Genomic DNA, 20,138 nt, shown 5'->3' with positions numbered 1-20,138 from the left:
GACACGCGGCGACGTATCTAAGACTTTGTGTGCGAGGGGCAGATGGTATTCGGTGCATTTATACGCAAGGCGGTCACAGGGCGCACGCCGTGGACGTACCTCTATCTGGCGCTGATCCCGTTTATCAACTGGTGCTTCGCCGCCGTGCCGCAAATCCCCCTGCCCGACAATGGCTCGTGGACGCCAATGGCGATCGTGACCGGCTTTGTGCTGATCGTGCGCGACTTCGCCCAGCGCGAAATCGGTCACTGGATCCTGTTGACCCTGATCATTGGTCTGGGCCTGTCGCTGCTGACCTCGGACCCGGCGGTGGTGATCGCCTCAAGCGCCGCCTTTGCCGTGTCGGAATTGATCGACTGGGCCATCTTCACCTTTATAAAGCGCCCACTGTCCGAGCGGGTGGTGATCTCCACCGCCGTCAGCGCGCCGATTGACTCAGCCGTCTTCTACGCCATCGCCTCGACGACGATTCCGGGGATTTTCAACATCTGGTCGGTGGCGACCTCGGTGCTGAGCAAGCTGGCCGGGGTGTTTGCGGTATTTCTGGTCATGCGCCACCGGGAGAAGACCGCTAATCAGCGGCCAGAGTAAATCCGGGAGGGGCTTTGGTTTCAACGTGCTGGGGAAAGTACATGTCCATAAAGATCGTGCTTTGGGCCGGTTCAGACCCTGGACACTTGACGTCATAGCCGTCGATAATGTGACCGAAAGGGCCGATCCCGAAGCTACCGATGCGCCCGAAAGCAGGCATGGTTCCATTCTGGCAACGCAGGCGTTCAAGATAGGCGTATTCACCCTTGGGCATATACACCCGAACCGGGTTCTCCTTATCGCCCAAAGGGTGAGCTGAGGCTTTTTGTATCCGCTGATCAATGTCTTTCGGCATGGCGCCAAACATCGGCAGGTCGTCCAGGGCCACATCCTGCGACTGTGGTGCCCCTGCGCACGCCGTCAGTGACACGGACACCAGCCCGACAGCGATCAAGTTTTTGAAAATTCCCGTCATTTGTAGCCTCCCCCTCTTATGAGCAAGGAAAGCTTAGCATAACTAAGTTTATCGTCTACTCTTAAATGCATGGGCGATGGTCCCATCATCCAGCCAATCGAGTTCGCCGCCGACCGGCACGCCGCGCGCCAGATGGGTGATGGTCACCGCCGGGGCCAGTTGCTTCACGCGGTCGGCGATATAGTGCGCCGTGGTCTGGCCTTCGACCGTCGCGGGCAGGGCCATGACCAGTTCTTCGACGCCGCCCGCAGTGACGCGCTGCATCAGGCCCGACAGGCGCAGGTCTTCGGGCCGCACCCCGTCGAGCGCCGACAGGAGCCCGCCCAGCACGTGATAACGCCCGGAAAAGGCCCCGACGCGCTCCATGGCCCACAGGGCGGAGTCTTCTTCGACCACGCAGATCATTGCCGCGTCACGGGCCGGGTCGCCGCAGGTGGCGCACGGGTCCTGCGTCGAAAGCGCGCCGCAGATGTGGCACGAGGTGACGCGCTCGGCGGCGTCCTGCATGGCGGCGGTCAGCGGGATCAGCAATTGCTCGCGCTTTTTCAGCAAGGCCAGCGCAGCCCGGCGCGCCGAGCGGGGCCCCAGACCCGGCAGCTTCGACAACAGCGCCATCAGGCGTTCGATTTCAGGTCCGGCGCCAGAGGCCATAGATTAGAACAGCTTCGGCATCGGCATATTGCCGAACGGCCCCGCCGCCTCCTTCATCAGGCGCGCGGATTCTTCATCGAGCTTTTTGCGCGCATCGGCGTGGGCAGCGACGATCAGGTCGGCCAGCACCTCAACCTCGTCCGGATTGATCAGGCTGGGGTCGATGTGCAGGCGCGTCAGCACGCCCCCCCCTTGCAGATCGACCGAGACCAGACCGGCCCCGGCCTGACCGGTGACGACCACCTGATTCATCTTTTCCTGCGCTTCGGTAAACTTTTGCTGCACGGCCTGGGCCTGCTTCATCAGAGCGTTCAAGTCCATCAGTCGTCGTCCTTTTCGCTGAATTCGTCGCGGTTTTCGGTCATCGGCATGTCGGGCGTGGTGGCGGCCACCGGCTTCGGCTTGGGCCGGAAGCTGAGGATTTCCACGCCCGGAAAGGCCGTCATCAGACCGGAGATAAATGGGTCATTGCGCAGCTTTTGCAAGGCTTCCGCCTTTTCGCGGATTTCACGCTCGCGATAGGTTTCGGCCCCGCCACCACCCTCGGTGGCGATCAGCCAGCGCTGTCCCGTCCATTCCTTCAGCCGCGCCGAAAGCTTACGCACCAGATCAATCGGCGTGTGCGGGGCAGGTTCAAACGTAATCGCCCCCTGCCGGAAGGAGATCAGCTTGACGTAGCGCTCGACATCGACGCGCAGGCCGATATCGCGCTTTTCGGCGATCAGGGCCAGCACGTCGTCAAACGTATGGAGCTGGATTTGCGGCTGGGCATTGGCATAGGCCTGCGGGCGCATGACCGCACCTTGCGCGCTGACGCCGCCACCGGACCCGCCGCCCATGCCGCCGCCCGACGGGCCACCGTCCAGCAGGTTTTCGCCGTTTTGCAGGCGCTTGAGCAGGGTCTCCGGCCCCGGCAGGTCAGACGCATAGCAGAAGCGCACCAGCGCCATTTCGGTTGCCGCCGCCGGATCGGGGGCACGGCGGATTTCCTCAAACGCCTTGAGCATCAGGGTCCACAGACGCGACAAGGTGCCCGCCGACAACTGCGCCCCCAGCGCCGCCACCCGCTGCGCCGGTTCCTTGGGCAGGCGCGTGGCCTCGGCCCCCAGCACCTTAGCCACAGAGGTGGCGTGGCAGTATTCGAGCAGGTCGCCCATCACCTGTGACGGGTCGGCCCCGAAGCCGTACAGGGTGCGGAAGGCCAGAAGCGCCTCCGGCATCTGACCGGAAATGATATTCTCAAACAGGCTGAGCGTCGCCGACCGGTCGGCCAGCCCCAGCATGTCGCGCACCACCTCGGCCGACACGCTCTGCCCCTCTTCGGCCTGCACCAGCGCCTGATCGAGCAGCGACAGGGAGTCGCGCACCGAACCTTCGGCGGCGCGGGCGATCAGGGCCAAAGCATCCGGCTCGATCTTCGCCCCTTCGAGGCGGCAGATTTTTTCCAGATGCGGCGTCAGGGTTTCCGGCTCGACGCGGCGCAGGTCAAAGCGCTGACAACGCGACAGGATGGTCACCGGCACCTTGCGGATTTCGGTGGTGGCGAAGATGAACTTGGCGTGCGGCGGCGGTTCTTCCAGCGTCTTAAGAAGCGCGTTGAAGGCCCCGGTCGAAAGCATGTGCACTTCGTCGATCACATAGACCTTGTAGCGCGCTTCGACCGGCGCATAGCGCACGCTTTCCAAAAGTTCGCGCATCGAATCGACGCCGGTGCGCGACGCGGCGTCCAGCTCCAGCACGTCGATATGCCGACCTTCGATAATGGCCTGACAGTGGTAGCCAAAGGTCGAAAGATCGACGCTGGGCCCCTTCACCGTGTCAGATTCGTAATTGAGCGCGCGCGCCAGCAGGCGGGCCGTCGTCGTCTTACCCACCCCGCGCACGCCGGTCAGCATGAAGGCGTGGGCGATACGCCCCGTGGCGAAGGCGTTGGACAGGGTGCGCACCATCGCCTCCTGCCCGATCAGGTCCTCAAAGGTGCGCGGGCGGTATTTGCGCGCCAGCACCGTATAGGCCGCGTCCTTTTTCGCAGGCGCAGGCACCGCCGGACCACCGAACATGTCGTCGGTGTTCTCATCGCGTTCGGTGGCAAAAGGATCGCCGGTCTCTGTAGATTCGGGATGGTCGGACATACCCGACTTATAGCGCCTCGCCGACGCAACGCCAGCCGTTTGTTACGGCGCGGCGGGCTCAGACGGACAGTCTTTATGCGGCGGCGACTGCCGCCACACGGTCGCCCGCAGGGCCGCAAAGCCCTTCTGCCCACCGCTGCTGATCAGCGCCAGATCGCTGGCCTCGTTCACCGTCCCGCACCAGAGTTCGCGTTGCGCATAGTTTGTGACCGGCTGGCTGTATTTTTGGGTCAGGGGATGCGGCCATTGCGCCAGCCGCGCGACCATAGCGTCTCTGAGCTTGGCGCCCTCGCCGCGGTTGACCGTGACATCACAATTGCGTTCGGTTTTGCCGACACCCCGGCTCAGCGTGACCGTAATATTCGGACTACCGACCCACCAGGCACTAAGCACTTCACGTTTGGCAAATTGATCCAGAGCTTTTTCGGAAGCGGAACGGCGGGCGGCAACCACTCCAGAGCGTTTGAACCCTTGGGGATCCGCCTCCTGAATCACCCAAGGCATGCAGATTTCGCTCATTACGTAATCAAGATTGTAAACGGTGTCGCCGTACAGCCTGACTTTACGCTGCGGGTCAGGTCCGGTCCACGTCGCGGTTTGCGCCCCTGCGCCCTGAGCCAGAGTCAGGCAAACAACGGCGACGCTCATTACTGAGAGTTTCGATACAGCGCTCATGCGGTATCCCCCTATGCCAAAGCTGTCCCCACCTGAAGTTTAACTCAGGCAGATGGCAAACATATGACGCTATGAGGGAGACGGTGAGACCGCGCGACCCGAAGGTGAATTCGTTGTGGCTGCTGCCTTCCGGCCCTGACCAGGTTGGCGAGGCCTCCGCCCGCGCGATCTCGACCGCTATATGCGGATTCCGTTTTGCGATTGCAAGCGCTTATTTAAACGCGGCGAGCCCCACCCGCAGACGCACCCCCAGCACCAGGGCATCGTCCGTTTTCGGATCACCAGCCGGGTGGCGGATATATTGCACGTCCGGCTGAAGGCTCAGACCGTCCCTGATGGCGTAACGATAGCTGAGTTCGTAAATGGTTTCCGGCTTCAGGTTGACACCCACCGCCTCGGCATAGGGCTGACCGAAGTCGGCGTGGGCAACAGCAAAGCCTACGGCGTCCGACTCGCGCCCTGTGAGCGGCCCGGTCCACACCAGACCGCCGCCGGCATAGGTTTCGATGGCCTGAAGGTCCTTATTGGCCTTACCCAGCCGCACCCAGCCCGACACGCCGCGGTCGCTGTCGGCTTCGGGTTTATAAAAATCGTACTTCAGTTGCGCGTAATAGCCGCTATTGCCATCGGACAGGCCCGTGCCGTCGAAGCGCTCGGCCGTCGCCGTATAGGTCCACGCCCCCAGTTTGACATAGCCGCGCGCAAAGTCCTGCTGCGCTTCGGCCACCCAGTGCGCGCCGTCGCCGTCGCCCAGCTTGATGCCGATAAAGCTGCTCTGATGCGCCGGGTCGCCGGCCACGCCGTCAAACACCCCGGCACGCAGGCGTAAAGTCTCGCTGGCCTGCCATTCGGCGACCAGACCCAGAGTCGAAAACGGAAAGATCGACGGACCGCTCTGCGAATAGTCCGGACCAATGCCGTGCGAAGCGTTGAGGAACAGCGCCCCTGCCTCCTGCACGTCGAAAATACCATTGAGATTGATCAGGCCGCCGGTCACAAACCAGCGTTCATCATCGCTTGTGCGGCGCAGCCACGCCTCGAACAGGCGCACGCCCTTCGGCGCGTCGATATTGGACACGACCTGCGCATCGCCGGAATAGAACTCGGAAAAGCCGCCCCCGCTATCGGCCAGCACATAGGCGAAACCGTCCCAGTTTTTAAAGGCCTCACCTTCGCCCTGCCAGGCGGCCGACAGGTCGAGATTGCTCATGACCCGGTTGCCTTTGCGCAAGCCTCCCGAATGGTTACGCAGCAGATCAGCGGTCAGAACGGCATCGTATTCGACGCCGGCCGAAGCCACGCCGGCCACAGAGGTGCCGTAACCCAGAGACAGTAACGCACAAGCGAGAACAGACAGACGCATGGATAAACCTTGAACACATCGGGCACATCGCTCGACAATATCCATGTTACTCGAAATCTGTTGGGTTATAGTTTACAGACAGGGTTAACCGGATATGACCAGAACGGCCCGGCGATTGCTCTGTGGTTTCCGACTGTTGAAAGGTGTCCCAGTATGAAACCGCTTCTATGCCTGATGGCCCTGTCCCTGCCGCTGATCGCGGCTGTTCCGGCGACCGCAGCCCCGGCCGCCTGCCGCGCCGAGGCCCTCGCCACCGTCAGGCAGACCGCCGCCTATCGTCATGGCTCAGTCCGCGAAAAGCAGGCCCTGCTGCGCAGTCAGAGCCTGCGCGCCTGTGACCTGAAGGCGTAGAAAGAGACGCAGGGGACACGTCCCCTGCACCCCGATGGTAACGCGCCCGGTCATGCCTTCGTGTGTCGATATGTATTGGGGTGAAAGGGCAACTGGCCCCTTGGTCTTGCTGTCCGGAGTTTGGCCACACCAACAATCTGGAACCACAGATTACACAGATTGCACAGATTTGGCGCTTCGCGCCCCGTCTCGCGGGAAGGCCCGTCAGCGTCGAATAATCTGCGTAATCTGTGTAATCTGTGGTTTTACCGCTTTTACGATGCCCGATTGATGCGGCTGAGGAACTCCGCCACGCGACCACGCAGGGCCGCCGCCTGATCCGACAGGGCCTGAGATGAGTCGAACAGGTGCGCCGAGGCCTCACCGCTGCGCGTGGTGATCCCCGACACCTGATCGAGATTTTCGCTGATCACGCGCGTCCCCTCAGCCGCAAAGGCCATGTTGCGCGCAATGTCCCCTGTGGTCGCCGACTGTTCCTCGACGGCGGCCGCGACCGAGGTGGTGGCGTGGGTGATGGCGTCCACCGCACCGCGAATATCGCCCAGAACGCCGACGATTTCACGCGACGCCTGACGCATTTCGTCGATCACGCTGTTGATTTCACCGATGGAGCGGCTGGTCTGGTTGGCGAGGTTCTTCACCTCACCGGCGACCACCGCAAATCCGCGACCGGCCTCACCGGCGCGCGCCGATTCGATGGTGGCGTTGAGCGCCAGCAGATTGATCTGGCTGGAGATATTGGCGATGACGGTCGTCACTTCGCTGACGCGATCCGAGGCCGAAGACAGCTTCTGCGCCACCAGATCGGCGTCCTGCACCTTATGGAAGGAATCGGCCACCAGGCGGTTGGTCGTCTGCACCTGATCGGAAATTTCGCGTACCGAGGCCGCCAGTTCTTCGGCCGCGGCGGCCACCGTCTGCACACTGGCCGTGGTCTGGGTCGCCGACGAGGCCGCCGATACGGCCAGCCCGGCCCCATTGCGCAAATCGCCCGTCACGGTTTCGGCCACCTGAGACAGCTCTGCCGCCGACGCCGCCAGCCCGTTCACCACGTCCTGCACCCGCACTTCGAAATCGCGGCTTAGCTGCGCCTGATCGGTGACGAGATCCCACACCAGCATGGCCCCGGCATATTGGTCGCGGTGATCGCGCACCGCGGAAATTTGCAGGTCGATGCTTTCGTCTCCCACGCGGATACGCGCGCGGTGCGGCAGGTTTTTCGGGTCGGACAGCAGACGGCGCTGATGCTCAGGGTGTTTGTGGAAGATATCGATCGACTGCCCCATCAGCGTGCCGGGATAGTTGGGAAAATGCCCCTTGACCTTGTCCATCAGCTTTTCGGTCGCGGCATTGATATAGGTGATGCGCAGATCATTGTGCACATCGACCGCCATCACCGGGGTCGGCATGGCCTGCACCATGCGGTCCACCATCAGCGCCTTGCGCGCCGTTTCACACAGGGACCGGGTGGCGCGGGCCAGCACGCCCATCTCATCCTTACGATTAATAAAGGCGACCTCGACATCCGTGTCGCCTTCGGCAATGCGTCCGATTGTCTGCGACATCAGGCCCAACGGCCGCAACAGGTCGCGCCACATCAGGCCGATCATCGCCAATACGCCCAGAATGGCGAAGCCCGACAACACCTGCACCAGCATGTTCAACTGCGCATCGGTCTTGGCACCCCGCTCGACCTCGCCCGTCATCCACGCTTCGAGATCACCGGACAGGCTCTCATTGCTGTCCTCCATCGCCTTGAACTTGGCGTCGAAGTCCGCCCGCAGCGCGGGCTCGGTTTCCGGGGTGGCGGTAAGCACCGCGTCACCGGCAGCACGGTAGGCCTGAAGCGCCGTCAGGGTTTCGGCGAAGCGCTGCTTCAGATTATCCGGCAGGGCCTCGGCCTGATTGGCTTTGAGGTTTTTCTCAAACGTGTCAGCGTGGTCCTTGAAGCTGCCGACCACGGCTTCGGCAGCGGCTGCGTCGCCCATCTGGTGCGCCAGCAGGGCTTCAAGCACGTCGCCGCGCATGGCGTCGTGCATCATGTCGGCGGCCATGTGCCGCTGGGTGATCTGGCTGATCAGCGAAGCCTGCCGCGCGTGCGTCCGCGCGTAATGCGACGCCACGCTGTTGGCGGCCACCATGCCAAACACCAGAAGCGCACACGCCGCCCCTAGCCCGATAAACTTTGTACGTAGCTGCATTATCAGACTTTCCGACTCTGTTACCAAGGGCGACGAAGGCCCCTGTTAAGATTTGTCGGAACAGCCTTAACGTTTATTTAAAGTAACGTCGTTCTAATTTATGTTACAATAAAAAATGGCGTTATAACTCATATATATAAGCCGACACCGATGTTATCACGGCTTCGTGATCACATCTCCGCCCTTCATGATAAAGACCGGCCGCTCCAGCAGGGTTACATCCTTTAGTGGATCGCCCACGACCCCGACCATATCGCCATAGTGACCGGGCTTGAGGCTGCCGACATCCCCGGACCGCCCCAGCGCCTCGGCGGCAATCACCGTCGCCGACTGGACGGCCTGAAGCGGCGTCGCGCCATAGCGCACCATCACGGCAAACTGACGGGCATTGTCACCGTGCGGATAGATGCCGGCATCGGTGCCATAGACCATCTTCACCCCGGCCTTCAGCGCCTTGCCGTAGTTCTGGCGCTGCACCTCGGCGATTTCACGGTCCTTGCGCAGACTCTCTTCGGCCACACCGTTGCGCTGGCCTTCGGACTGCGTGTAGTCGGTATTGTAGATGTCCATCGAGAAGTAGGCCCCCTTCTCTTTGGCCAGCCTCATCCCCTCGTAGTCCACCAGACTGGCGTGTTCGATCGTATCGACCCCGGCCCGCAGCGCCGCCTTGAGGCCCTCCGCCCCATGCGCGTGGGCCGCGACCTTCATGCCGGCCATGTGCGCTTCGTCAGCCACCGCAGCCATTTCCTCAAAGGTCAATTGCTGCGCGCCGACGCTGGCCCCGCGCGAAAAGACGCCGGAGGTGGCGCAGATCTTGATGACGTCCGCCCCGTACTTTTTCAGGGTCCGCACCGATTTGCGCGCTTCCCAAGGGCTATCGGCATTGAGCGGGTTTTTGGCGTCAAAAGACGGCGGCAGCCAGGTCGAATCGCAATGCCCGCCGGTAGCCCCAAAGCTCAGGCCCGCCGCCACGATGCGCGGACCCGGCAGTACGCCTTCGTCTATCGCTTCGCGCAGGCCGATGTCATTGTAATCCCCCGCGCCGACATTGCGCACGGTGGTAAACCCGGCCTTCAGCGTCTTTTCAGCATTAGCCGCCGCCACAAAGGCCCAGAAGCGATCCGTGTGCGACAGGCCGCTGTAGCCGCCATATTCCGGGCTGTTGTCGAGGTGGACGTGCATATCAATCAGGCCGGGCAGCAGAGTCACACCGGGCAGATCGACATAGTCAGCGTCCGCCGGCGGCTTCATCGTCAGGGCGCTGCCGACCGCCGTGATGCGCCCATCGGTGACGATCACCAGCGGCTGCTCGATCACCTTGCCGGTTTCGACCTCGATCAGGCGGTCGGCCTTGACTGCGACTGTGGCTGCCTGCGCAGCCCCCGCCATCAGCATCATCACCGCCCACGTCACGCCCGCCTTACGCATCTTCATATCCAGCCCCTTAATGCTATTCCGGTAGAATAGGCACAAGGTGGCAGGGAATGTAAGGGTTTATTGCGCGCTTACAGAGGCCGTTCACAGCCGTGTTTCGGCCTTATACAGAAGGGGGCAGGCTCCGGCAAAAAGGAGCCCTGCCATGGACGATACGTCTCATACCCCCTATAGTCGCGACCACACCGCAACGGGTAAGCCCATTCGCACGGCGCGCAACGCCGCCGAATGGAGCGCACTGGTGCTCGCCGTCCTCGGTCTGGCCGGGTTCAGCCTCTATGTCTATGAGTTGCTGATCGGTATGTTCGGTTAAAGCGCCGGACGCGGGCTGGCCAGCGCGCCGTAAAGATCGGTGCGGCGGTCGCGGAAGAAGCCCCAGGCGGCGCGGTGCGTGTTCAGGTAATCGAGGTCGAACTCGGCCACCAGAACGCCCTCTTCGCCCTTACCATACTCCGCCACCTTGTCGCCGCGGTGGTTGGCGATGAAGCTGTGCCCATAGAAGGTCTGACCGCAGCCGTTTTGCGGCGAAATCAGGCTTTCGGTGCCGATGCGGTTGGAGGCCACGACCGGGATGACATTGGCGACGGCCTGGCCCTGCATGACGCGCTGCCACGGGGCCGCCGTATCCAGTTCGGCGTCGTGCGGCTCGGAGCCAATGGCGGTCGGATAGAACAAAATCTCAGCCCCCAGCAGCGCCATGGCGCGCGCCGCTTCCGGATACCACTGATCCCAGCAGATGCCGACACCGACGCGGGCGAACCGGGTATCCCACACCTTGAAGCCCGTATCTCCTGGACGGAAATAGTATTTTTCCTGATAGCCGGGGCCGTCAGGGATATGGCTCTTGCGATAGACCCCCAAAAGCTCACCGCCCGCGTCGATCATGACCAGCGAGTTGAAATAGTGCGGGCCTTCCTTCTCGTAGATCGAGGTGGGGATGACGACATTCAGCTCGGCCGCCAGCTTTTGCATGGCGATGACGCACGGATGGCTGCGCCACGGGAAGGCCGTGGCAAACCAGCGCTCTTCCTGACTGACACAGAAATATTCGCCCTGAAACAGCTCCGACGGCAGGATGATCTGCGCGCCCTTTCCCGCCGCTTCGCGCATCAGCGCCTCGGTTTTGGCGATGTTCGCGGCCATGTCGGGGCCATAGGCGGTTTGCAGCGCCGCCACGGAAACGGTCCGGGTCATATCGTTACCTTTGGGTTCAGGGGTCAGCCCTTGATATAGGGCACTTGCTGGCTGATGCAATGGAAGGAGCCACCGCCGGTCAGGATGGCGTTGGACGGCAGGCCGAACACCTGACGTTCGGCAAACAGGGTTTGCAGCGCCTCAACTGCCATTTCGCCCGGCCGCTCATTATAAACCGGCACGATGACGCAATCATTGGCGATCAGGAAATTCATGTGCGAGGCCGGGATGATTTCGCCGTCCTCGTCCACCGTGCGGCCCGGCGACGGGATACGCACCACCTGAAGCTTGACGCCGCGCGCGTCGGTCTGCTGGCTGAGGGTTTTGGCCACCGCATTATAGAGGTCGGCATTGGGGTCATCCGCCCCATAACCCACGGGGCAGACCACGACGCCCGGTGCCACAAAGCGCGCCAGATTGTCGATATGGCCATCCGTATGGTCGTTGAGCAGGCCGTCATCGAGCCAGATGATCTTGCGCGCCCCCAGCGCGTCCTGCAACGCGCGCTCAGCCGTGGACTGCGTCCAGTCGGGGTTGCGATTCGGATTAAGCAGACACTGGCGCGTCGTAAGGATGGTGCCGAACCCGTCGTGCTCCAGCGAGCCGCCTTCGAGCACAAACTCTTGTGTTTCCGGCACATAGCCATCGTGTTCGGCCACCTGAGCGGCGACCTGATCGTCGTACTTCAGGTGATACTTGCCGCCCCAGCCGTTGTTGAGGAAGGCCACGGGCAGAGCCGCATGACGGTCCTGCGCATCCTCAACATTGACGTAGATGGGGCCAGTATCACGGAACCAGATGTCGCCGAACCGCCCATCGACGATTTCGACCTTTTTCACGTCGGACAACAGCGATTGCGCCGCCTTACGCGCCGCCTCGCCCATCACCATCAGCTTGACGTGCTCATCGCCGGCTTCGGCCAGCACGCGCACCAGCGACGCCACCTCGGCCTGAGCCTCGATCAGGTCTTCCTGCCACAGGTTTTCGTGGCTGGGAAACCCGACCCACATGGCCTTGTGCGGCTCCCACTCAGCGGGAACGATGCGGGAAAGGTTCGGATTTTGGCTCATGCCGGACCCCGGAAAAAAGCGAAACTTGGATTGCGGCTCTTTTACACAGCGTCAACCGGTTTGGCCATGCCTTCCATGACACAGGCCAGAAGAATGGGCACAAAAAAAGCGGCCCTCCGTTTCCGGAGAGCCGCTCGTGTTCGTCAGACCGTGTCTGGTCTTAGAACTTGGTCTTCAGAGAAAGCATCAGGGTACGCGGTGCGCCACGGCTGTGGGTCGTCGTGCTGCCGTTACGGACCGTCCCGTTGTTCAGCGTCACCGGGAGGGCGTTGTTGGCCGAGCCCAGCGAACCCAGATAGGTTTCGTCGAACATGTTGATGACGTTCAGTTGAAGCTCAGTACCCGGCTTACCGAAGGCACTGATCTTGTAGTTCATGTCCATGTCGAAGACGGTATAGGCCGGGGCCACTTCATCGTTGACATCGGTGGTGAAGCGCTCACCAACGTACTTAGCTTGGACGCCGAGTTGGAACACAGGCGTCACTTCCCACTGGAAGCGACCCGAATAGGTCCATTCCGGCGTTTCCACCAGGGTCTTGCCTTTGGTCGGCAGGAAGGTAGTGGCGCTGAGCTGCAGGTCTTCCTTCAGCTCGGACTTGTTGTAAGACGCCGAAGCATAGACCGAGAAGTAGTCCGCAACCTGCCAGCCGATCTGACCGTCGAAACCGGACATTTCGACTTCACCAACGTTACGATCGGTGTTCAGCAGGGTTTCCGGATCGTAGGTTTGAACGATACGGTTCTGGAACTTAGAGGTCCAGAGAGCGGCCGACAGCAGAATGTTGGACGACTGATAACGATAACCGAAGTCGAAGGATTGGGTCGTTTCCGGCTCAGCAATCGAGGTGATCAGCGGCGAACCCGCTGTGTCTGCACGGCTGTACTTGTACAGGTTGTCGGTGCGCGGAGCCGAGATTTGTTCAGCGTAAGAGACGTACAGCGACTGGATGTCGGTGAAGTTCCACGTCACACCAACGTTCGGCAGAGTCTTCTTGTACTCTTTCGTGAAGCTGATCGGCGGCACATGCTTCGTGGTGCCCGTGGTCGGGAAGGTCACGTTGCCCGCACCACCGGCGACAACCGTCGGCGTTTCAGCCGTACAACGGGGGAAGTCACCACCGTTGGGTTGGTAGCAATAATTGTTGAGTTCACGCGTCAGAACCGGCGCACGAACGCCGAGGTTCACCATCAGGGCACGATCGAAGAAGTAGCCGCGATATTCAGCCGCAATCTGCTCAAGCTTGGCGATCGAGAAACGATTACGGTTTTGAAGCTTGTTGCCCTTCACATCAACAACCGCAGGGCCATTGCCGTCTTTACCGCCGAACAGGTCAACCGGATTGCCAGAGGCATCCATATAGCTGAATTCGCCGGTCTGACGGTGACGACCGTAATCAATCGTGTAGGCGCCACGCAGACGATGGTCGTCGTTCAAATCCCAGATCAGCGAGCTGGTGAGGCCGAAGCGACGAGTGTTGGTGTTCGACGGACGGAACAGCATGACCGAGTCAAGCGTGTCCTTGTCGCCGTTGAGGTCGACACCGACACCGGTCGTGTTGGTGCCATCGAGGTCAAGGCGATTGTCTTTCTCGCTGACTACTTCAAACTGCGTACCACCATTGGCGAGAACGTACTGGAAGCTGGGATCAAACGTAAAGACAAGGCTGTCGGTAATGTGCTTCTTGAACTGACCGCGAACGCTGCCGGTATTCGAGGGGTTGTTGCGCTGACCATAGTAGTTGGTGCAGCCAGAACCCGCGTTCTGAGCCGTGCCGTTTACCGGGGTCGGCAGGGCCGTGGAAGCGCAGGTCAGATCATAGTCAAGATCAGGATTGGTCTTGAGGTCGTTGATCGTGATGTTGCGGTAGTTGGTATTGCGGTTTTCGTTCCAGTTCGCCGCGAGGCTGAGGAAGTCGCCATTACCGAGATCACGATAGATACGACCGTTGTATTGGGTCTTTTCAAGTTGCCCCGGGCCCTTGAACTTGTCGTACTGGGTTTTCGACGCGGCAACCCACGCCGTGAAGCCCAGAAATTCACCCGTGTCCACTTTGACGAAGGCGCGACGGAAGTTCTCCGTACCAACCGAAAGGGTGCTGTCGATGCCAAAATCCTTGGACGGGCGGATCGTCTTGTAGGCAACCGTACCACCCGCCGCTGAAGCTGTCGGGCTGTCAACATCGGTCGTGCCGAGGTTCACGGCAACCGTTTCGATCAACTCCGAGTCCAGTTGCTGGTTCGAGTAGATGGCGTAGTTGCCGGTATCGTTGAGCGGAGCCCCGTCAAAAGTCAGCGAGATACGGTTACCATCGAAGCCACGGATACGGATGTTACCACCCGACGTGCCATAAGCGTCGTTGTTGGTGAAGTTGACGCCGGGAACAAGGTTGATGCTTTGCAGAACAGTCTGGCCGCTGGCTTGCGTTTCCAGATACTCCTGAGTGACCGTTGAGCGGGATTTACCCACTGATTCCTTGGTCAGGGCACCGTCAATGCTGCGCGGTCCGCGCTTGCCTTGAACAACAACTTCTTTGACGTCTTCGGCCGCTTCCGTACCGGTCGATTGGGCGAAGGCGCCATGGGCGGCAAAGAGGCCAGTCAGGGCCGTACCGGCCAAAATCCACTTGTTCATTTTCATATCGGAGTATCCCCTCTCCAGGTTCACAAAACAGAAAAGCGGCGCTGTGACGCGGATTACGCCCATGCCCGTTTTTAAGCACCATCACTTAAACGTTTAGGTAGGTTTCCACCTTTAGCCGCTTTTGAGCCGCTTTTTGAGCCAAAAGTGCGAAGGTTTGATGACAATTGTGACAGGCGGAACGATCTGCGCTTAAATTGCCACAGTTTATGTCAGCAAAAGGCGCTTATGCGACACAGTCCGTAACCATTCGTGTTTGCGTATCGGGCGCGGGCGTGTCATTCAACGCGGAACGCGCCTCAGTGCCTCCTCTTTTGAGCGGTAATGCGATGGCGCACCGCACAAGATTCTCTCCCGCAAGCGACGTTTCTCCATGCCTCAGCTCCCCGCACCCGCTCCCCTGTCCGCTCCGGCGCGTTACGTTCTGTGGGGGCTGGGGCTGCTGTTTTTGCTGCGTGTCGCGCTTCTGTTCAACACCTACACCAATCTCTATCCGGATGAGGCGCAATATTGGCTGTGGTCGCGGCAACTGGACTTTGGCTACTATTCCAAGCCGCCGATGATCGCGTGGCTGATCCATCTGTCCACCCTGGGGTCCGATGTCGAGCCCTTTGTGCGGCTGTTTGCGCCCTTCCTGCATCTGGGGGCGGCGCTATGCCTGTGGGGCGCCGGTCAACGGCTGTTTAACGAGGCCACCGGCCTGTGCGCCGCCATTATATATAGCCTGATGCCGGGCGTCGTGCTGTCGGCGGCAGTCATATCCACAGATGCGCCGCTGATGTTCTTCCTGTCAGCAACACTCTATTTTTACAGTATTTTTCTTACTACAAACGCGGAAAAGGCCCGCCTGAAGGCCGCGCTGGGGATGGGGGTCGCCTTCGGGGCCGCCTTCCTCAGCAAATATGCCTGTCTGTACTTCCTGATCGGGGCGGCCGCCCATGCCGTGCTGGTGCCCTCGGTGCGGCGTAGCTGGAACCTGCGCAGCCTGGCCCTGTTTGCCGGGGCCTTTATCGTGCTGATGTCGCCCAACCTGTACTGGAATGCCACGCACGGCTTTCAGACCGTGTCGCATACCGCCGACAATGCCAACTGGCATTGGGGCAAGCTGTTTAACCCGACCTCCCTGCTGAAATTCTGGCGCGACCAACTGGGTGTCTTTGGCCCCGTCCCCGTCGTCCTGATGCTGCTCGGCATAGCGGGGCTTGTGCGGCCGCGTGCGGGCCTATTGCACCGCGAAGCCGATGCCGCCCAGCGCAGCGCCCTGATCGGTCTGACCTGTCTCACCCTGCCGCCTCTGATCTTCGTCAGCGTGCAGGCCTTCCTGTCGCGCGCCAATGCCAACTGGGCCGCTTCGGCCTATGTGCCGGCCAGTTTGCTGGTCGCCGCCTTTGTGGTGACGGGTTTCAGCGTGGCTATCCGGTCACACAGATTGTGGCGGCCGGCGCTGGGAATCGGATTGGGCATTCAGGTAGCCATTATGGCCGTCTTTATGCTGGGCGCGGTCTCAGAGCCCCTCACCCATGCGCTCGGCCTCGGCAATACGGTGAAGCGCGCGCGCGGCTGGGACACCCTCACCCACGCCGTTATCGCCAAGGCACAGACGGAGGCCCGTCCGACGGCCATCGCGGTCGATAATCGCAATGTTTATAACGCCCTCGCCTATTATGGGCGTGACTGGTTCACGGCCAACCCCGACGTCCCGCTCAAGGCCTGGGTGCGTGAAGCCCATCCCAAGTCACAGGCGGAGACCGAAACCCCGCTGACCGCGGAAACCGGACAGAATGTGCTGATCGTCTCCTATGTCGATGGCTTTATCCCGGATATTCGCCGCGACTTTGCGGCTACCGGGCCGGGCGAATCGCTGAAAATCGCGCTCGATCACAAGCGCACGCGCGACTTTACCCTGTTCCGCGGGTACGGCTTCCAGCGCGCTCCGCGTGATCCGCGGACGGGGCATCCGCTCGGCTCATCGCTTGAGGCCCCGGACGACGATCAGTAGGCGCGTTTCAGAGAGATGATCAGACGCAGGGGCCTCAGGCCCCTGCACCCCGCAAGCGGTGCACAGACGTCCCCATACCCCAGCAGTAAGTAACAGGGTGGCAAGCGGCACCGCGATCTTCAAGTGCTTCCAACGCCCACCGCAAGCACAAAAAAACCCGGCCTGCGAACAGGCCGGGTTTCTTGTTGTCTGTCGATACCGACAGCGTTCGATTAGAACGCGATGTCGATGGTCGAACGACGGTTCAGCGGTTCTTTCACGCCGTCGCCGGTGGCGACTGCCGGAGCCGATTCACCCTTCCAGTCAACGGCCAGGATCGAACCCGACACGCCGAGACCGGCAAGAGCGTCAGCCACGGTCTTGGCGCGACGTTCCGACAGGCGGATGTTGTAGGCGGCCGAACCCGAGGTATCGGCGTGACCCACGACAACCACGCGGGTCGCGTTACCGGCCTTTGCGTAATCAGCGGCCTGCTGCACGATCGCTTGCGCGTCGGCGGTCAGGGTGGACTGATCGAATTCGAAGTACACGATGAATTCGCGGGCTTCGTACTTCACCGCTTCTTCAACCACCGGCGGAGGCGGCGGAGGCGGAGGCGGCGGAGGCGGCGGGGGGGGCGGAGGCGGCGGGGGCGGCGGGGGCGGCGGAGGCGCACCAAACGACCAGCGCAGGCCGACGGTCAGGGTCTGATCGTCGAACTTGCCCGAGAATGAACCGGGGTTCAGGAGCGTGGTGGTCGATTTCGCGTTGAGATTGACCTCTTCCGTCGTCAGGTAGCGATAGGTCAGGTCGAGGTTCAGACGATCCGACAGAGCCCAGGCGAAACCCGCCAGCGCCTGATAGGCGGCGACGGTGTCTTCACCGGAGATGGTCAGGTTCTGACCGGCCGCACCCGGGTTGACCGAGTACTGACCCGTGAAGTCAGCCTTCACGCGGTCCAGACCGATACCCAGACCGACGAACGGATGGAACTTCGATTCCGGAATGAAATCGTAGATCAGGTTCGCCATGAAGGTCGTCTGATCGAACGAACCCACCGGGCTGCCGCAGGGGGTCGAAGCCGTGCGGGTCACACCCGGCGTGCAGAGCGCGGTGTCACGCGGAGCCGTACCGGCACCGAAGGTAGCGGCCGGACCATAGACGCGAGCGAAGCCGCGAGCGGCATCGACGTCACCCGGACGGTAGCCGCCTTCGAATTCGACGCGCCAGTTCGGGTTGTAGCGGTAACCGAGGCGAGCAAAGCCAGCCCAGTCATTTTCCGTCGATACATCATAAGCGAACGGTGCACCGTCCGGCATTTTGTTCGCCGACTTCGCACCATATTCGGATTTCTGATTGTAGCCGAGGTCGACAGCGCCGTACCAGCCTTCGGCTTCCTGAGCGGCGGCGCCAGACGCCATCGCCAGTGCGACGAGCGCAGCGCCCGCCAGCAAGTTGAGTTTCATGTGTAATGCCCTCTCTTGGCCATCGATGAGGCCGCCGAATATACGCACGACGGACTAACCGTAATTACAAACGCCTACATAACTGCGGGAACATATCTTGCATAGCACCTAAAATGCCATTTTGGTTGAAAATGTGCCCTTTAATACGTCTTTAACGACGACTGACACCCGAAAGACACTATAGGATGACGTGCCTTTTTTCGGACGCAGTTACCCTACGTCGTCGTCTTCGGGCCGTAAGTTTTCAATAATTAAATGTGCAGAACTGTGGAAAGGGGCTTGCGTTGCGAAACGCTTGTGAGTAGGAGAACGGCCCTGCCCGCGACCACCGGGCGACGTCCACGGACGAAATGAATACACCTTTGTATACGGAGAGGTGGCAGAGTGGTCGAATGTACCGCACTCGAAATGCGGCGTAGGTGCAAGCCTACCGTGGGTTCGAATCCCACCCTCTCCGCCATCAAACATCCCACATGCGTATTCAATCAGAGTTTATCGCACCGCCTTTTGGCGCGCGCGTAAAGTTCAATTGTGCCTTTTGGGGTTGGCGGTGGATTCGCCAACCGTCGGAATCACAAAGTTCACTGCGGCAAAACCAGATCGGCCCTCACCGGCAGATGATCCGAGCCGACATCGCGCAAAACCGTCAGACGGCCTGCGCGCAAGCCCTTCGTCAGCACATGGTCGATCTGTATGCCCAGAAGGGCGCGGCCGGTCGGCCAGGTGTGGCGCAGACCCGATCCCGCTGGCCAGCTCAGTCTGGCGCGCATCAGCGGTCCCAGGCTGCCGGACCACAGGGTGGCATTAAGGTCGCCCGTGACGATGACAGGTTTTGTCTCTGAGACGACCCGTCGGGCCATATCCGCAATATACAGGCGGTTATCTTTACTCAGACGGGCATTGGCGGGCGGCATGGGGTGGGCAACGTAAACCACATAGTCGCCAAAATCGGCGCGCAGCAGCGTCATATTGTACCGACCAATGCGATAAAGGGTCGGCGTGAACGGACGCTTGGCATAGAGCGCCACACCGAAAATACCGGCATCCGGGGCATAGCTGTAGCGATAGGTCGCGCTCAGGGCCTTCAACCGTTCAATCCACGCCGGAGAGGTTTCGGCGGCGGCAAACAGGTCAGCATCTTCACCTTCGGCCAGCGCAATCACCCGGCCATAGTCGCGATTATCGGCCAGTACATTGCTGAAAACGAGGCTGAGCGGCCGTCCGGCATCGCTCGTTGCGGGCAGGACCGGCCGCTGCATCAGCCGCAGGGCCACAGGGGTCGCGTGCAGCATGAGCACTATTGCGGCAAAACCCACCAAGGCCCGCCGCGCCAGACACAGGCTGATGAGCAACCCTGCCACCGCCAGAACCACAAGCTGCAAACGGAAGGGCACGATCATATCGCCGGGCCAATGCGGCCACAGCGAAATCAGGCCGATCAGCAGACCCGCACTCAGCCCCAGCCCGACCGTAAAGCGCATATTGCGCAGGAAAATATCGGGCTGATCCAACTCTAAACGACGGGCCATCTGCTCTTCCCACCGTACCAACGGGACATTATCTCGGCATAAACCTCCATCGTCCCGCAGGCCGCCGCGCCAACCGCCGGTGCAACACGGCGCGCCACCGCCTGCGCACAGCGATAGGCGGCCTGGGCCTCGCCGGCGGTGACCTCATAACGCGGCACATTGATGATGGCTGTACGCCCCGGATTGCCATTGAGCCCGGCTATGTATTGCGTAATGGGCGTATAGCCTTTGACGCTCAGAGCCTTCTGACTGTAGGTCGTGGCCTTTACCGGGTCAGCAGGCGTGCCCTGTAGCCCGTACTGATAGACCAGAGAGGTCGAAAACTGCGCACGGGCGTCGCCGCTGGCGGCCTTGGTTTCCAGTTCGGCCACCGGCACGCTCAAAGCGTCGCGCAGCAGCGATATGCCGCCCGAAGCGCTGGCTACGGGCATAGAGGCACATCCGGACAGG

18 protein-coding genes, 1 tRNA gene and 1 other RNA gene are annotated in these 20,138 nt (G+C 61.2%); 5 read left to right on the top strand and 15 right to left on the bottom strand.

Translation table 11 applies throughout. From position 1 onward, the window contains the following. Window positions 1-42 precede the first annotated feature (42 nt). On the top strand, window positions 43-591 hold the full coding sequence (locus ACK8OE_RS08445) for a VUT family protein (protein WP_410272188.1): 549 nt from the start codon (window positions 43-45) through the stop codon (window positions 589-591). Here ACK8OE_RS08445 and ACK8OE_RS08440 read toward each other — a convergent pair. From ACK8OE_RS08440 to ACK8OE_RS08410, 7 genes are all read right to left on the bottom strand, one after another. Continuing rightward, window positions 572-1,006 carry a hypothetical protein gene (locus ACK8OE_RS08440; protein WP_290796311.1) on the bottom strand — a complete coding sequence of 145 codons (435 nt, stop codon included), beginning with the start codon at window positions 1,004-1,006 and terminating at the stop codon, window positions 572-574. The genes ACK8OE_RS08445 and ACK8OE_RS08440 overlap by 20 nt on opposite strands. Window positions 1,007-1,054: 48 nt before the next feature. Then, on the bottom strand, window positions 1,055-1,657 hold the full coding sequence (recR, locus tag ACK8OE_RS08435) for a recombination mediator RecR (RefSeq protein WP_410272187.1): 603 nt from the start codon (window positions 1,655-1,657) through the stop codon (window positions 1,055-1,057). Between the two features lie 3 nt (window positions 1,658-1,660). Next, window positions 1,661-1,981: a YbaB/EbfC family nucleoid-associated protein gene (locus tag ACK8OE_RS08430; protein WP_290796323.1), complete on the bottom strand. Its 321-nt coding sequence runs from the start codon at window positions 1,979-1,981 to the stop codon at window positions 1,661-1,663. After that, window positions 1,978-3,789: a DNA polymerase III subunit gamma/tau gene (locus tag ACK8OE_RS08425; RefSeq protein WP_410272186.1), complete on the bottom strand. Its 1,812-nt coding sequence runs from the start codon at window positions 3,787-3,789 to the stop codon at window positions 1,978-1,980. The genes ACK8OE_RS08430 and ACK8OE_RS08425 overlap by 4 nt, the downstream gene beginning before the upstream one ends. A gap of 42 nt (window positions 3,790-3,831) precedes the next feature. Beyond that, complete coding sequence (locus ACK8OE_RS08420) at window positions 3,832-4,464, bottom strand: hypothetical protein (RefSeq protein WP_410272185.1); 633 nt, start codon at window positions 4,462-4,464, stop codon at window positions 3,832-3,834. 79 nt (window positions 4,465-4,543) lie between these two features. Beyond that, an RNA gene (ffs, locus tag ACK8OE_RS08415) (signal recognition particle sRNA small type) lies at window positions 4,544-4,639 on the bottom strand. 36 nt (window positions 4,640-4,675) lie between these two features. Continuing rightward, window positions 4,676-5,827: a carbohydrate porin gene (locus tag ACK8OE_RS08410; RefSeq protein ID WP_410272184.1), complete on the bottom strand. Its 1,152-nt coding sequence runs from the start codon at window positions 5,825-5,827 to the stop codon at window positions 4,676-4,678. Between the two features lie 153 nt (window positions 5,828-5,980). On the opposite strand from ACK8OE_RS08410, the gene ACK8OE_RS08405 reads away from it, so the two are divergent. Next, the gene (locus ACK8OE_RS08405) at window positions 5,981-6,178 is read left to right on the top strand and encodes a hypothetical protein (RefSeq protein ID WP_410272183.1); all 198 of its coding nucleotides are present in this window, start codon (window positions 5,981-5,983) and stop codon (window positions 6,176-6,178) included. A 254-nt stretch (window positions 6,179-6,432) separates the two neighbouring features. Here ACK8OE_RS08405 and ACK8OE_RS08400 read toward each other — a convergent pair whose 3' ends face one another. Both ACK8OE_RS08400 and ACK8OE_RS08395 read right to left on the bottom strand, forming a co-directional pair. Beyond that, on the bottom strand, window positions 6,433-8,379 hold the full coding sequence (locus ACK8OE_RS08400; RefSeq protein WP_410272182.1) for a methyl-accepting chemotaxis protein: 1,947 nt from the start codon (window positions 8,377-8,379) through the stop codon (window positions 6,433-6,435). Window positions 8,380-8,535: 156 nt separating this feature from the next. Then, the gene (locus tag ACK8OE_RS08395) at window positions 8,536-9,813 is read right to left on the bottom strand and encodes an amidohydrolase family protein (protein WP_410272181.1); all 1,278 of its coding nucleotides are present in this window, start codon (window positions 9,811-9,813) and stop codon (window positions 8,536-8,538) included. Window positions 9,814-9,958: 145 nt separating this feature from the next. Here ACK8OE_RS08395 and ACK8OE_RS08390 point away from each other — a divergent pair, with 145 nt between their 5' ends. Continuing rightward, entirely contained in the window at window positions 9,959-10,126 is a 168-nt protein-coding gene (locus tag ACK8OE_RS08390) for a hypothetical protein (RefSeq protein WP_410272180.1), read from the top strand. Here the strand turns inward: ACK8OE_RS08390 and aguB are convergent. From aguB to ACK8OE_RS08375, 3 genes are all read right to left on the bottom strand, one after another. Then, window positions 10,123-11,007, bottom strand: coding sequence for an N-carbamoylputrescine amidase (aguB, locus tag ACK8OE_RS08385; RefSeq protein WP_410272179.1), 885 nt, complete (start codon window positions 11,005-11,007; stop codon window positions 10,123-10,125). The genes ACK8OE_RS08390 and aguB overlap by 4 nt on opposite strands. A gap of 23 nt (window positions 11,008-11,030) precedes the next feature. Next, the gene (locus ACK8OE_RS08380) at window positions 11,031-12,077 is read right to left on the bottom strand and encodes an agmatine deiminase family protein (protein ID WP_410272178.1); all 1,047 of its coding nucleotides are present in this window, start codon (window positions 12,075-12,077) and stop codon (window positions 11,031-11,033) included. Between the two features lie 160 nt (window positions 12,078-12,237). Then, on the bottom strand, window positions 12,238-14,715 hold the full coding sequence (locus tag ACK8OE_RS08375) for a TonB-dependent receptor (RefSeq protein WP_410272177.1): 2,478 nt from the start codon (window positions 14,713-14,715) through the stop codon (window positions 12,238-12,240). Window positions 14,716-15,088: 373 nt separating this feature from the next. Between ACK8OE_RS08375 and ACK8OE_RS08370 the strand changes: the two genes are divergently transcribed. Beyond that, window positions 15,089-16,714 carry a glycosyltransferase family 39 protein gene (locus ACK8OE_RS08370; protein WP_410272176.1) on the top strand — a complete coding sequence of 542 codons (1,626 nt, stop codon included), beginning with the start codon at window positions 15,089-15,091 and terminating at the stop codon, window positions 16,712-16,714. A gap of 212 nt (window positions 16,715-16,926) precedes the next feature. On the opposite strand, the gene ACK8OE_RS08365 is transcribed toward ACK8OE_RS08370, so the two are convergent. After that, entirely contained in the window at window positions 16,927-18,159 is a 1,233-nt protein-coding gene (locus ACK8OE_RS08365; protein ID WP_410272175.1) for an OmpA family protein, read from the bottom strand. 370 nt (window positions 18,160-18,529) lie between these two features. On the opposite strand from ACK8OE_RS08365, the gene ACK8OE_RS08360 reads away from it, so the two are divergent. Further along, a tRNA-Ser gene (locus tag ACK8OE_RS08360) sits at window positions 18,530-18,619 on the top strand. A gap of 121 nt (window positions 18,620-18,740) precedes the next feature. Here ACK8OE_RS08360 and ACK8OE_RS08355 read toward each other — a convergent pair. Beyond that, window positions 18,741-19,688, bottom strand: a complete 948-nt coding sequence (locus ACK8OE_RS08355) for an endonuclease/exonuclease/phosphatase family protein (protein WP_410272174.1) — start codon at window positions 19,686-19,688, stop codon at window positions 18,741-18,743. Next, on the bottom strand, window positions 19,673-20,119 hold the full coding sequence (locus ACK8OE_RS08350) for a hypothetical protein (RefSeq protein WP_290799649.1): 447 nt from the start codon (window positions 20,117-20,119) through the stop codon (window positions 19,673-19,675). The genes ACK8OE_RS08355 and ACK8OE_RS08350 overlap by 16 nt, the downstream gene beginning before the upstream one ends. Window positions 20,120-20,138 lie beyond the last annotated feature (19 nt).

Source organism: Asticcacaulis sp. W401b (genome assembly GCF_046503825.1).
GTDB lineage: Bacteria > Pseudomonadota > Alphaproteobacteria > Caulobacterales > Caulobacteraceae > Asticcacaulis.
This window is presented reverse-complemented; position numbering and strand designations above follow the sequence as displayed.

What these genes read in the sequence shown, in the direction of transcription:
- ACK8OE_RS08420 (WP_410272185.1), bottom strand. Translation starts at nt 4,464, where the DNA reads ATGAGCGCTGTATCGAAACTCTCAGTAATGAGCGTCGCCGTTGTTTGC.
- ACK8OE_RS08365 (WP_410272175.1), bottom strand. Translation starts at nt 18,159, where the DNA reads ATGAAACTCAACTTGCTGGCGGGCGCTGCGCTCGTCGCACTGGCGATG.
- ACK8OE_RS08380 (WP_410272178.1), bottom strand. Translation starts at nt 12,077, where the DNA reads ATGAGCCAAAATCCGAACCTTTCCCGCATCGTTCCCGCTGAGTGGGAG.
- ACK8OE_RS08355 (WP_410272174.1), bottom strand. Translation starts at nt 19,688, where the DNA reads ATGGCCCGTCGTTTAGAGTTGGATCAGCCCGATATTTTCCTGCGCAAT.
- ACK8OE_RS08390 (WP_410272180.1), top strand. Translation starts at nt 9,959, where the DNA reads ATGGACGATACGTCTCATACCCCCTATAGTCGCGACCACACCGCAACG.
- ACK8OE_RS08350 (WP_290799649.1), bottom strand. Translation starts at nt 20,119, where the DNA reads ATGCCCGTAGCCAGCGCTTCGGGCGGCATATCGCTGCTGCGCGACGCT.
- ACK8OE_RS08400 (WP_410272182.1), bottom strand. Translation starts at nt 8,379, where the DNA reads ATGCAGCTACGTACAAAGTTTATCGGGCTAGGGGCGGCGTGTGCGCTT.
- ACK8OE_RS08410 (WP_410272184.1), bottom strand. Translation starts at nt 5,827, where the DNA reads ATGCGTCTGTCTGTTCTCGCTTGTGCGTTACTGTCTCTGGGTTACGGC.
- aguB (WP_410272179.1), bottom strand. Translation starts at nt 11,007, where the DNA reads ATGACCCGGACCGTTTCCGTGGCGGCGCTGCAAACCGCCTATGGCCCC.
- ACK8OE_RS08395 (WP_410272181.1), bottom strand. Translation starts at nt 9,813, where the DNA reads ATGAAGATGCGTAAGGCGGGCGTGACGTGGGCGGTGATGATGCTGATG.
- ACK8OE_RS08445 (WP_410272188.1), top strand. Translation starts at nt 43, where the DNA reads ATGGTATTCGGTGCATTTATACGCAAGGCGGTCACAGGGCGCACGCCG.
- ACK8OE_RS08405 (WP_410272183.1), top strand. Translation starts at nt 5,981, where the DNA reads ATGAAACCGCTTCTATGCCTGATGGCCCTGTCCCTGCCGCTGATCGCG.
- ACK8OE_RS08375 (WP_410272177.1), bottom strand. Translation starts at nt 14,715, where the DNA reads ATGAAAATGAACAAGTGGATTTTGGCCGGTACGGCCCTGACTGGCCTC.
- recR (WP_410272187.1), bottom strand. Translation starts at nt 1,657, where the DNA reads ATGGCCTCTGGCGCCGGACCTGAAATCGAACGCCTGATGGCGCTGTTG.
- ACK8OE_RS08440 (WP_290796311.1), bottom strand. Translation starts at nt 1,006, where the DNA reads ATGACGGGAATTTTCAAAAACTTGATCGCTGTCGGGCTGGTGTCCGTG.
- ACK8OE_RS08425 (WP_410272186.1), bottom strand. Translation starts at nt 3,789, where the DNA reads ATGTCCGACCATCCCGAATCTACAGAGACCGGCGATCCTTTTGCCACC.
- ACK8OE_RS08370 (WP_410272176.1), top strand. Translation starts at nt 15,089, where the DNA reads ATGCCTCAGCTCCCCGCACCCGCTCCCCTGTCCGCTCCGGCGCGTTAC.